Source organism: Arthrobacter sp. GQ119 (genome assembly GCF_059759125.1).
Genome location: NZ_JCAXEA010000030.1, coordinates 1 through 12040 on the forward strand (window position 1 = coordinate 1; position 12040 = coordinate 12040).

Here is a 12040-nt window from a genome sequence, read left to right on the forward strand (position 1 = left end):
CGGCCGGATCCACGGCCCCAAGCCGGGCGGCCGGGGCCGGGAGAGCGGAAGCCGCCGTCGTGGGTTCGGTGCCGGGTTCGGTGCGCCAGCCGGTGGTCCAGCCGGTGGTTTTGCTGGCCGGGCCGGCGGTGTTGATCGCTGCGGTGCGGGTCCGCTCGACCGCGGCGGCGGCGAGCAGCTGGATGTGCTCGACCCGGCGGGACAGCTCCTCCGCCAGGCCGGCGAAATCCGCAGCGTCCCCGAAACCGGCCGCGGCCAGTTCCTCTGGTGCGGACTCCACCGCCGCTTCCACCAGCGCGAGGCAGGCTTTGAGATTAGCGGAAGCACCGCCGTCGGACGAAAAAGTGTCCGCAACGGCGCTAGCCGTTTCAGTCCCGCCGGGAGCACCGGCGTCGGACACCACGCGGTCCACAAGCCCGGAATCTGACATGGAAGCGGGAACGCTGAAGAGCCGGCGGCTCCGCAGCAGGGAAGCCGCGCTGAAGCCGGACGTTACCGTCCGGCCCGCGGTGTGATCCGCTGCGTTGTCCCCCATGGCTTCCATAGGAAAACTTTCTCAGAGGGGTGTGACATTTTTAGTGCGGCCGGGAAACCCGGATGGAAGGAGGAATCGGGATGGAAACGCGGAGCCTGCTTACGCCTCGGGGACGGTGGAGTCGCGGTTCACGGAGCCGCTCTCCGGACCGGAGCGGGACGATGACGGTTCTTTCTGCCAAGGCCAGCGACCAGTGATTTCCAGTTCCAGTGAGAAACTCAGGAAGGTACGGATGAGCACAATGAGCGCCAGCACGCCGACGCTTTCATAGGTCGGCGCCACGGCTACGGTGCGGATGATGTCTGCCGCCACGAGGAGTTCCAGCCCGAGCAGAATGGAGCGGCCGAGCAGCTGGCGGTAGGCGCGGTAAACGGACATCCGTTCGGCGTCTGCGGGCAGGCGGCGGGGCTGGTAGCCGCGCAATGCCATGGGGATCGAGACGACGGCGCCGATCACCATCACGGCCACGCCCGCGAAGTCCACGAACTTGCCGACTGCTTCTATGATGTGCTGAAAATCCACCGCCGTGCCCCCGTCGAATGTCTTGGTCGTCTCCATCCGCGCTTACGGTTGCGGCTGTCCCCGCTCCGCCCCGCCTCTCGACCCCAACTGCCGCCTGAGATCAGCCTACGGGTGGCGCACGCCAACGCCCGCCAGGATCGCGCGATATCCCTCGCGGAACGTCGGATAGACAAAGGAGTAGCCCGTTCCGCGCAGCAGTTTGTTGCTGCACCGCTTGTTGCCGCCGCGCCCGTCGCCGATATTGCCCGACGGCGGATCCTGCAGCCCCAGTTCTGCCGCCAGGAAGCGCAGCACGTCGCCGAGTTCGGCTGGGTCGTCGTCCACGCCCAGGTAGAAGGGAGAAGGTGCGTCGTCCATTGTGCACAGCTGAACGATGGCGCCGGCCGCATCGTCCCGGTGGATGCGGTTTGTATAGCGCGGTGCAGTCGGGACTACGGCCGTGCCGGTGCGGACCTGATCGATCAGCCTCGTGCGCCCCGGGCCGTAGATGCCTCCGAGACGGAGAACCACTGCGGCCGTTGGCGTTTCGCGCAGGCGCTCGTGGAGCAGATCCTCTGCCTCGCGGATGATGCGGCCGGAGAAACTGCCCGGCATCGGCGTCGTGTTTTCGTCGATCCAACCCCCGCCCGCGTCGCCGTAGACAGCGGTGGAGGAGACGAACAGAACGCGGTGCGGCGTCACGCCGTCGCGTTTGAGGGCGTCCAGAACGTGGGAGAGTCCGTCCACATACGCGGCGCGGTACGCCTCCTCGGTGGGCGAATCAGCGGCAACAGCCACGACGACGGCGGTAGTGTCCGCCGGGACCGGCGGAAGGTCGGGGGAGCTCAGGTCAGCCGCGACTCCTTCGATCAGTGCCGGGAGCTTCCCCGGCGACCGCCGCCAGCCCACAACGCGCTGCCCGCCTGCGGCGAACCGCAGACCGGCTTCGGTGCCCAGATCGCCGCAGCCGGCCACAAGGATAGTCATACCTCCCAGTCTGCCAGTCCACCCGCGGGAGCCGTGAACCGGACCGTCACTCCTGACGCACGACCCCTACGGGACAATTTTGGCCACCGAAGGCGCGGGGCGAGGAGCCGGGGTCGGTTGCTGCAGTTGAGAGTGCACGTTGAAGAAAACACCAAGAAGAAAGACTGTCACCACCAACGGCAGAAGCAGGCGCGGATAGTTCGTTGACTCCTTGCGGTTCCCGCGCCATGGGCGCGTTGGCGGGTGAACGGGAATCTGACGTGCACTTCGCCACTGTTCCAGTGATACCGCTGGCCGGGCGGCGGGCGAGTAGTCCGGGGCGCCAATGGGCAAGTGCTTCGTGGTCAGCAGCGTTGGATTCGTGTTTCCTGCCAACAGTTGCTTTAGGTAGTCGTGGATGACTTCTACGGTCATGGGGTCCAGCACTGCCGGGAGGTCGCCAAGAGCGTCGCGCAGAGTATGGAGGCCTTCGACCCTGGCGCCGCTGGTGGTGAGGCCCCGCATGGACGGCTGTCCCACCATGCAGAACCACCCTTGGGCGTAACGGCGGTGCTGCGGTTCAAGCAGTGCGGCAACGGCGGCGCCTTGCTCGATGACGCCGGTAACCTCGCGCTCTCGGGAGTATCCATTCTGCCTGAGGACGCCGTCGCGGAGTTGGACGTTGCCTGTCCAGTTCTTTGCATCTACGACTATCACGCCACCTGGACCGACGAGGACATGGTCCAGGTTGGCTTTGGGCCGTCCCGGCCAGCGGACGTCGTGCAGAACCCGCCAACCGTGCGTCTGTAGTTCTTCCAGAATCCGCGCAACGCGGGCCTCGCCCTCGGCCCCTGCTGCCCAGGCACGCTCCGCCCGTTCGGCATGATCGAGTTGGCTGCGCAGCTTAGCCACACGTTCCGCTGCCAGTCGAGCCTGCTCTGCGGCTCCGTCGCCTGCCCCCAATTTGGTCCCCAATCCACATGGGTGCGCCACGACGACGAGGCGCACGAGGACCACTGTATTCGATCAGTACGTCCCGGGGACAGGCCTCCTAGGACGCCAACCAGGCTCCCGGCTTAGAGCGCAGGGACCGGGAAGAATACCCGCGGGTCCTGCAACAGGGCGGGGTAGTCGAAGGCGGATCGGTCGATGATCTCGGTGACTTTGAAGTTCCGGCCGAAGCGGCCGTCGTCTAGGGTGATGGGGCGCCCAAGCACCATTCCGACGGCGAACCTGCTGCCACCCTCAAGAGGGACGGCTACGGGGGACTTGCCGGGAAGCGTGGAGAAGGCGGCCTCTTGGCGCTGGCGTTTCCGCGACGGCTTTTTGACTTGCTGCTTGGGAGGCAACTTGCGGGCGACCTTCAGCGGCCGGCGGGAGCCTGACTCCGCGTAGACCGGCTGGTAATCGTCCTCCGGGTTCTCCGCAGTGACTGCGGCTCCACGGCCCACGGCCGGCAGCCCGACTTTGTCCAGGCGCTCCGGGTCGATGTCGCCAACGTGTTCGCGCAGGATCCACAGGACGTCGCCTTCCGGATCCTCGGGGAGGAACTCGTGGCGCGGCTCAGGCCAGACGTACTCAAGGTCGGGTTCCGTGTCGGGGAAAACCGGCGTGTAGAAGCGCGGGTCTTTCCTGATCAGGTTGGACCGGTGACTCAGGTGCAGCTCGGGGTCGCCCAACCACGGCGGCATGGGAATCTTGGCCGCGTACGCGGGGTGGGCAGCCTGCGGGGCGAACTCGCGGATGTTGTCGCGGGTGTTGTCCGCGAATCCGCGCTTTTCCCATTCATCGGCCATGGCCAGGCCATACATGGTCAGGGCGGGGACGTAGCCCATCCACATGCGGATGGCGGGATGCGACTGCCAGCCGTACTCCGGGATCACCAGCGCACGGAGTGTTTGCAGCGCCTCGACGCGCTGCTTGCCGAGCCTGGCAGGGTCCAGCACAGCGGCGCTTTGCTGGAAATCGGAATAGGGAAGGAAAGTCTGCATCTTTTCAGTCTGAGGCCCCGCGCCCGATGTGCCAATTACGGTGTCACGGCCCACAACCATTTCCTGGGCCATGTGCCCCGCTGCATGTTCACAATGTGGACCCATGCATACAGGCGGGGCGGTAAACCACTAAGATAGCCGAAACCCGAATAGCGTCTGGAAGCCTTCACATGACTCTTACCTCCCCTGCGCCGTCAGTAACCGCGGCCTCAGCACCTGAATCCCACGCGTCACAGGCACCCCAGCCGTTTGTTCCGAAGTACGGCAAGATGCTTGGCCCCGAGGCGAACGGCATCCTTGTTCTGGACGAGTTCACGCTGGATCCGGCCGCCGCCCGCAAGGAGCAGCATGGATTCCGTGCCGCGCTTGCGTCCGTCTCGTTGACCCTGCGCCGACTGGTCGCTCTCCGCCTCGTGATCGCCATCGTGGCCATCGCTAATCTGCCACTGTTCCTGATGTCGACGGGCTGGTGGATCTACGCTGTTTCACTGTCGGTGGTCATCGGAGTGCACTTGGCCGTGAACTGGCTGAACCGCCACGAGCCGCGCGTGAAGCAGCGCCACGAACTGGAACTCCACCGGCACCGTGAGCGCAGCACCAATTACCGCAAAGTCCGCGACGCCGTGAAGTTCGTCATTGACACGCCTTCCCGCATGAACGAGCACCTCTACCTCGAGCTGCTCCACGCCAAGCGCGTCGCCCTTCACCTGGCCTCAGGCACCGTTGCCCTGCTCGACACGAGCGACGACGCCGCATGGAAGGTCCGCATCGTCCGCGAACTGCCGTCGGCCGCCTGAGCGCCGGCTCAAAGTACACCGACTTAAATACAGCGACGCCGGGACGTCCTCCGCGAAGGGGGCGTCCCGGCGTCGTTACTGCTTTAAGCGGTCGTATTGCTTTAAGCGCGTGGCGCTGGCGCGACGGCTCTGATTAGACGGCAACTGATTCAGCCGACAACTGATCTAGCCACCAACCGATAAGGCGGCACCGATTAACCGGCGACGCCGGAACCCCACCTCGAACAGGCAGTTCCCTGCCGTCGTACTGCTGTGAGGGCAAGTTAAAGAAGAATGCCGGGCGCCCCGCAAACGGGGCGCCCGGCACTGTTCTACAGGCAGCCAGTTACTGTCAGCAGGCCTGCTGACTAGGCGGGAAGCTGCAGGACCTGGCCAACGAACACCAGGTCCGGATCGGAGATCGAGTCGGCGTTGGCGTCGGCAAGGCTCTGCCAGCCGCCCTTCACGCCGAGCTTTTCGGCGATCTTGCTCAAGGTGTCGCCGGCCTGAATCGTGTAGGTCTCGCCGCTCAGTGCGACGGGAGCCACGTGCTTGGCCTGGGTCTCCACGGGAGCCGGTGCCTGCACAGGAGCCTGGACGGGGACCTGGGTGGCTACCGGGGCCTGGGCAACGGGTGCAGCGGCCTGAACGGGAGCGGCCTGAACCGGCGCGCTCTGCGGCTGGATCTGCGGAGCAGGGGCGCCGCCGCCACCGCTCAGGCCCAACTTGGCGGCGCAGGCGGGCCAGGCGCCCCAGCCCTGCGTGGCCTGGACCTTCTCGGCTACAGCGATCTGCTGGGCGCGGGAGGCGTTTTCAGGTGCACCCGTGCCGCCGAAGCCGGCCCAGGTCTGCGGGGTGAACTGCAGGCCGCCGGAGAAGCCGTTGCCGGTGTTGATGGCCCAGTTGCCGCCGCTCTCACACTGGGCAAGTGCGTCCCAGGTGGAGCCGCTGGTGGCGGTGGGGGTTGCGGCGTTGGCAGCGGTGGCGGAAAGAGCCAGGCCAGCAGCGGAAACGGCCACAAGAGTTGCGCCGCGGCGCGCGGCAGTAGTGAAAGTGGATTTCTTCATTGTGGGATGCTCCTGAGGCCACCCGCGCTCGGTCCGTCCCCGGACGTTGTCGCGCTACCGCCCGCCCCTGACAAACTAGAGGTCATTTCGGTGTCCGCCGGCCGGGCAGTAATTGGTGGAGGCGGCACCGGGCATTCATGGGCCCGCTTCGCGCGGGCATGTGTTCAACGGTAAGGCAGCCGGGCTCCGTTATCAAATCGAGATCATTCTTGACCGTCCAGCCGCCAGAGGTGAGGCCGGATAAATGCGTCCGGCTTCGCTCAGGATTTCAGGGCTGAAGCCAGATATGGCGCCGTCCGGCTGCCTTGGGCGCTCGCGACGGCGGCCGCCGTTCCGGCCGCGACGATCTCACCGCCGGCATCGCCTCCGGCCGGGCCCAGATCGATCACCCAGTCCGCGGCTGCCACGACGTCCATTTCGTGTTCCACGACGACGACGGTGTTGCCGGCATCGACCAGGCGGTGGAGTTGCGCCATGAGCAGCTGGACATCCGCCGGGTGCAGTCCGGTGGTGGGTTCGTCCAGCACATAGAGCGTGTGTCCCCGGCGGGCCCGCTGGAGTTCGGTGGCGAGTTTGATGCGCTGGGCCTCGCCGCCCGAGAGCTCGGTGGCAGGCTGGCCGAGCCGGAGGTAGCCCAAGCCCACTTCCCGCAAGGTCTGCAGGCTGCGAGCGGCGGCCGGAACGTCGTTCAGGAACTCGGAGGCTGCATTCACCGTCATGCCCAGGACCTCCGCGACGTTCTTGCCGCGGTACGTCACCTCCAGGGTTTCGGGGTTGTAGCGGGAACCGTGGCATTCCGGGCAGGGGCCGTAGCTGCCGGGCAGGAACAGCAGTTCCACGGCCACGAACCCCTCGCCCTGGCAGGTTTCGCAGCGTCCGCCGGCCACGTTGAAGGAGAATCGTCCGGCGCCGAAACCGCGGGACTTGGCCTCGTCCGTCGCGGCGAACTCCCTGCGGACCGCGTCGAAGAGTCCGGTGTAGGTGGCGAGGTTGGAGCGCGGTGTGCGGCCGATCGGTTTCTGGTCCACCTTCACCAGCCGGTCCACCTGGTCCAGGCCGGAGACCGGCCCCACCGTCAGCGGCGCGGTGAGTTCGGCGGCGTCTTCACCCAGCGGGTCCGGCCGCCCCGCGCCGGAGTCGGTGGCGGATTCGGAGCCGGTACCGGTGCCGGCTGCAGCGCCGGAGCCCGCGCCGGCTGCGGCCGCGGTGTCCGGGTGCAGCCGGGCTCCGACCACCTCGGCGAGCACGTGGCTGACCAGGGTGGACTTGCCCGAGCCGGAGACCCCGGTAACGGCGGTCAGGACGCCCAGCGGGAAGTCGGCATCGAGTTCGCGCAGGTTGTGGCGGCTGATGCCGCGCAGTTCCAGCCAGCCTTCCGGCTCCCGGCGGCGAGCCCCGCCGCGCGGGCCGCCGTCGTCAATGCCGCCGCCGCGCGGGCCGCCGTCGTCAGTGCCGCCGCCGCGCGGGCCGCCGTCGTCAGTGCCGCCGCCGCGCGGGCCGCCGTCGTCAGTGCCGCCGCCGCGCGGGCCGCCGTCGTCAGTGCCGCCGTCGACCCCCATCCCCAGCAGTGATCCGACCCCGGCGGAACCGGTGCCGAACAGGAAGGGCCGGGTGACGGACTCCTCGACGTCGGCCAGGCCGGCCACGGGGCCGCTGTAAAGCACTTCGCCGCCGCCCTCGCCGGCACGCGGGCCCACATCCACCAGCCAGTCGGCACGACGCACCACGTCCATGTTGTGCTCCACGACGAACACCGAGTTGCCGGAAGACTTGAGCTGGTCGAGGACGGCAAGCAACGGTTCGGCGTCGGCAGGATGCAGTCCGGCAGAAGGTTCGTCCAGAACGTAGATCACGCCGAACAGTCCGGAGCGCAGTTGCGTCGCGATGCGGAGCCGCTGCATTTCGCCGGGGGAGAGGGTTGGCGTGGAGCGTCCGAGCGCCAGGTAGCCGAGGCCGAGGTCCAGCAGCACCGTGATCCGCTGGAGCAAGTCACGGGTGATCGCGACCGCCACCTCATTGTTCTCGCCGGACGTCTGCATGCGCGATGCGGTGGCTGACTCTGTCAGTTCAGTGGTGGGCCTGATGATTTCCGCGAGTTCGGCCATAGGCACGGCGTTCAGGTCGGCAATCGTGTGCCCGGCAAAGGTCACGGCCAGCGCGTCCGGGGTCAGGCCGGTGCCGCCGCACCGGGGACACGGCCCCGTTTCCATGTAGGCGAGGACCCGTTCGCGCATCGTGTTGCTCTTGGAATCGGCCAGGGTGTGCAGGACGTAGCTCCTCGCACTCCAGAACCGTCCCTTGTACGGCTTGGCCACGCGGTCGCGCTGGGGCGTCACTTCCACCACGGGCTGTTCCTCGGTGAAGAGGATCCAGTCGCGGTGCTTCTTGGGGAGCTTCCGCCAGGGCGTGTCAACGTCATAGCCGAGGTGCGTGAGGATGTCGCGCAGGTTCTTGCCCTGCCATGCTCCGGGCCATGCGGCGACGGCGCCGTCACGGATGCTGAGCGAGGTGTCCGGAACGAGCGAAGCTTCGCTGACGGTGTGGGCGATTCCGAGGCCGTGGCATTCGGGGCAGGCGCCGGCAGCCGTGTTGGGGGAGAAGGCGTCCGAGTCCAGCTGGGCCGCCCCGGCCGGATACGTCCCGGCGCGGGAGAACAGCATGCGCAGGGAGTTCGAAAGGGTCGTGACGGTGCCCACCGTCGAACGGCTGCTGGGAGTGCCGCGGCGCTGCTGAAGTGCGACGGCGGGCGGCAGCCCGGTGATCATCTCCACCTTGGGGTTGTGCCCCTGCTGGATGAGGCGGCGGGCGTACGGCGCCACGGATTCGAAGTATCGGCGCTGGGCTTCGGCGTAAATGGTCCCGAACGCCAGTGAGGACTTGCCGGAGCCGGAAACCCCGGTGAAGGCGACGATGGCATCGCGCGGCACGTCCACGTCCACATTTCGCAGGTTGTTTTCGCGGGCGCCGCGCACCCGGACAAAGCCGTCCGTTGGGTGGTCGGGCATGAGCTCTGTCGCCAGATCCGGCAGAGGAGCAGCGTGCTGGTCACTTCGCATCCAATCGACTCTAGCGGTGATGGCTGGGCCGGGGACTATTCTGGCGGTGTGAACACTTACGACGGCGCCGCCGAACCGGCCGATCCAGCCCCACTTTCCAGCGAACCGGACGGCCAGGCAGCACCGCCGCTCCTCCCCGTGGCTGAATTGCACCTGCACATTGAGGGGACCCTGGAACCGGAACTGATCTTCGCGCTCGCCGAGCGCAACGGCATTGAGCTTCCCTATGCAGATCTGGACGAGCTGCGGGCGCGGTACGAATTTACGGACCTGCAGTCGTTCCTGGACCTGTACTACGCCAACATGGCGGTGCTGCGGACGGCGGAGGACTTCGCGGACATGACCCGTGCCTATCTGCGCCGGGCGGCCGCGGCCGGGGTGCGGCACGCGGAAATCATGCTGGATCCCCAGGCACATCTGTCCCGCGGGGTTTCGCTGGAGACCTGCGTCAACGGGGTGGCCTCCGTCCTCGCCTCGTCGCAGGACGAGTTTGGGATTTCCACGCTGCTGATCGCGGCGTTCCTGCGGGACCTGCCCGAGGAATCGGCGCTGGAGGTTCTCGAAGCGCTGTTGGCGATGAACGCGCCAATTGCCGGCATTGGACTGGATTCCGCGGAGGTAGGCCATCCGCCGGCCAAATTCGAGCGGCTGTTTGCGCGGGCCGGCGAAGCAGGCCTGCGGAGGATCGCCCACGCAGGCGAGGAGGGCCCGCCGTCGTACATCATTGAAGCGCTCGACGTCCTGGGCGTGGAACGCGTTGACCACGGCATCCGGTGCATGGAGGACCCCGAGCTGGTGGAGCGGCTGGTGGCGGACCGCGTGCCGCTGACGGTTTGCCCGCTCTCCAACGTCAGGCTCCGGGCGGTGGATGTGCTGGCCGACCACCCGCTGCCGGCGATGCTGGCTGCCGGCCTGAACGTGTCCGTGAACTCGGATGATCCGGCATATTTCGGCGGGTATGTCGATGACAACTTTGCGCAGCTGGAGTCGGTGCTGGGGCTCTCAGAATTCGACCGCGTCCGGCTGGCCGCCAACTCGATCGGCTCCTCGTTTGCCAGCGATGAGCGCAAGGCGGAGCTGCTGGCGGAACTCTCGGGCTGAGGTCTCTGGGAGGAGGGGGCATGTAATCCCATGTGACGTCCCCGATTGAAGCGGCACGCAGTGAATTGGCCTCCCCGCGTCGGGCAATGTTACGTTTAGGTCACCGGTTGGCGCCACGCCCTTCAGAGGGTCCTGAACGCCGTCTTGTGTGGTAAGTCCCCAGGCGGCATTGCCAGGCGTGGCCGCAGACCGTAACAGACATCGGCAGGACTTTGTCCCCCCATCGGACTGCCGTTTCCGCACTCCCCACAGAGGCTTTTATCACCATGCCTAGGAAAAATCTGCTGGCCATCAGCATGCTCTCGGTCCTACTCGCCACGCCGGCATGCAGTGCCGGGGCCGATGCTCAACCCTCGCGATCATCGGGCGAGGCCAGCACCCGTGCCCAGGCCAATTCCGGTTCCACGTACACCGACATATCGTCGGAGGTAGGCGTTTCCCAGAGGGCGGCAGCCGAGAAGGCCAAAATTGCCGCCAAGGCTAAGGAAGCTGCGGCGAAGAAGGCCAAGGTTGACGCGACCGGAAAGGGTGCGCCGGCGGAGAAGGCCAAGGTTGCCGCAGCCAAGAAGCAAGCGGCGGCGGAGAAGGCCAAGATTGCCGCAGCCAAGAAGAAAGCCGCAGCCAAGAAGGCAGCTGGGGAGGCTGCAGCCAAGAAGCCGGGACCCGGCAAGGCGCCCGTGACGGTTCCGAAGCCTCCTGTCGTAACCCCCAAAGTTCCGAAGCTGCCGGTTGTACCGCCTAATGTTCCGAAGCTGGGGGAGGTACCCCCTACCGTTTCCGATCTGCGGAAGGTAACCCCCACGGTTCCCGAACTGCGGAAGGTAACCCCCACGGTTCCCGAGCTGCGGAAGGTAACCCCCACGGATCCCAACTCCGTCTTGGCACCGTTTGAGCTGCTGGCGGAACTATCGGGCTGAGGGCAGCCGGTGCGGCGTTCCGCGCCAGATCCACCAGCCAAGGGCGGCCACGGCGAGCCCGATCGGGATTCCGTAGGGCGGCAGGCCCGCGTTGAAGCCAAGGACGCCGGCCACGATGAACGCAATGCCTGCCCACGCCGGGAACATGCGCGCCCGCCAGCCTGCGATGCCGAAAACTATCCAGCCGAGGGCAAACAGCACGTAGCTGGACAGGCCGCCGACCGCCAGCATCCCGGACCCGCCCGCGAGAATGGCGCCGGGCGCGACGTCAGCAATCCAGGGGCCAGCGAACCCGTCGAACCACACATTGCCGGCCATGTCCAGAGTGCCGACGAGCGCGAAGCAGAAGCCGATGGCGCCGATGCCGCCGGTCTGCGCTGCATAGCGGAGGTAGACGGACACGAGGGCGAGGACGAGCCCGACGAAGACCACCCAATACAGTGCGTTGGCCACCACGAACGGCGTCTGGCGCATCATGTCGATCCGCTCCAGGTCGGCGGTGAGCAGACGGGCCACGTCCACGGCAGCGAAAGCGAGCCCGGCGGCGAGGGCGATCGGGCCGGCGGCTGAAGCGAGTGGTGAGGACATCTTTCCTCCTCGGCGCTGGGCACCCTCACAGGGGGCGCATCTTGCGGGAGAAGCGCCTGACGGCGGTGGCCGAGCGGGGTGCCTTGCGCCAGGCTGTGCGATCGAAGAAGACGGTGGCCGGGACCGCTGCCAGCACGACCGCGAAATAGATCACTTCGGCGCGGCCTGCGGCTGCACCGGTGAAGCCGAAGGAACCGACGGTGAAGGTGCCCTGGCTGTTGTGGAAAAGGTAGGTCAGCAAGACGCTGCCGCCCGTGCGGTTGAAGAGCCAGACGTAGACGAAGGTGATGATGAACGTCGTCGGCAGTCCCATGGGGCTCAGGCCGTTGAAGAGGACGAGCGGCAGATGCCACAACGCCACCAGGACGCCCAGGATCGCCGCCGAGACGAGCGGTGGCCGGGTGGCCTGCAGCAGGGGAAGGGCGTAGCCGCGGAAGCCCGGTTCTTCACCCAGCGGCCCGTCCAGCCTGTGGTTCTTGAGCCAGGTGCTTGAACGACGCATGGCGGCTCCAAACGAACAGTGCGTGGTGCTCCATCGTCCG

At 66.9% G+C, this 12040-nt stretch carries 11 protein-coding genes and 1 pseudogene; 3 read left to right on the forward strand and 9 right to left on the reverse strand.

The window, feature by feature from the left end:
• The 5 genes and pseudogenes from AC6CH3_RS21020 to AC6CH3_RS21040 all read right to left on the reverse strand — a co-directional run.
• Positions 1-544: pseudogene (locus tag AC6CH3_RS21020) on the reverse strand (HNH endonuclease signature motif containing protein); the annotation flags it as partial.
• Between the two features lie 90 nt (positions 545-634).
• On the reverse strand, positions 635-1057 hold the full coding sequence (locus tag AC6CH3_RS21025; RefSeq protein WP_498134311.1) for a DUF1622 domain-containing protein: 423 nt from the start codon (positions 1055-1057) through the stop codon (positions 635-637).
• A gap of 105 nt (positions 1058-1162) precedes the next feature.
• Positions 1163-2023 (reverse strand): NAD-dependent epimerase/dehydratase family protein, encoded by an 861-nt coding sequence (locus AC6CH3_RS21030; protein WP_498134266.1) that lies wholly within the window; start codon positions 2021-2023, stop codon positions 1163-1165.
• Positions 2024-2089: 66 nt separating this feature from the next.
• On the reverse strand, positions 2090-2977 hold the full coding sequence (locus tag AC6CH3_RS21035) for a nuclease-related domain-containing protein (protein ID WP_498134267.1): 888 nt from the start codon (positions 2975-2977) through the stop codon (positions 2090-2092).
• A gap of 101 nt (positions 2978-3078) precedes the next feature.
• Complete coding sequence (locus AC6CH3_RS21040; protein WP_498134268.1) at positions 3079-3993, reverse strand: MSMEG_6728 family protein; 915 nt, start codon at positions 3991-3993, stop codon at positions 3079-3081.
• Positions 3994-4262: 269 nt separating this feature from the next.
• On the opposite strand from AC6CH3_RS21040, the gene AC6CH3_RS21045 reads away from it, so the two are divergent.
• Positions 4263-4790, forward strand: coding sequence for a hypothetical protein (locus AC6CH3_RS21045; RefSeq protein ID WP_498134312.1), 528 nt, complete (start codon positions 4263-4265; stop codon positions 4788-4790).
• Positions 4791-5137: 347 nt separating this feature from the next.
• Here AC6CH3_RS21045 and AC6CH3_RS21050 read toward each other — a convergent pair whose 3' ends face one another.
• Both AC6CH3_RS21050 and AC6CH3_RS21055 read right to left on the reverse strand, forming a co-directional pair.
• Entirely contained in the window at positions 5138-5836 is a 699-nt protein-coding gene (locus AC6CH3_RS21050) for a transglycosylase family protein (protein ID WP_498134269.1), read from the reverse strand.
• Positions 5837-6096: 260 nt separating this feature from the next.
• Positions 6097-8841 (reverse strand): excinuclease ABC subunit UvrA, encoded by a 2745-nt coding sequence (locus AC6CH3_RS21055; RefSeq protein WP_498134313.1) that lies wholly within the window; start codon positions 8839-8841, stop codon positions 6097-6099.
• A 99-nt stretch (positions 8842-8940) separates the two neighbouring features.
• Here AC6CH3_RS21055 and AC6CH3_RS21060 point away from each other — a divergent pair, with 99 nt between their 5' ends.
• Together AC6CH3_RS21060 and AC6CH3_RS21065 are read left to right on the forward strand one after the other, a co-directional pair.
• On the forward strand, positions 8941-9993 hold the full coding sequence (locus AC6CH3_RS21060; protein WP_498134270.1) for an adenosine deaminase: 1053 nt from the start codon (positions 8941-8943) through the stop codon (positions 9991-9993).
• 266 nt (positions 9994-10259) lie between these two features.
• Positions 10260-10910: a hypothetical protein gene (locus tag AC6CH3_RS21065; protein ID WP_498134271.1), complete on the forward strand. Its 651-nt coding sequence runs from the start codon at positions 10260-10262 to the stop codon at positions 10908-10910.
• Here the strand turns inward: AC6CH3_RS21065 and AC6CH3_RS21070 are convergent.
• Entirely contained in the window at positions 10899-11498 is a 600-nt protein-coding gene (locus tag AC6CH3_RS21070) for a hypothetical protein (RefSeq protein ID WP_498134272.1), read from the reverse strand. The genes AC6CH3_RS21065 and AC6CH3_RS21070 overlap by 12 nt on opposite strands.
• Before the next feature lie 25 nt (positions 11499-11523).
• Positions 11524-12000 carry a CPBP family intramembrane glutamic endopeptidase gene (locus tag AC6CH3_RS21075; RefSeq protein ID WP_498134273.1) on the reverse strand — a complete coding sequence of 159 codons (477 nt, stop codon included), beginning with the start codon at positions 11998-12000 and terminating at the stop codon, positions 11524-11526.
• Positions 12001-12040: the final 40 nt, after the last annotated feature.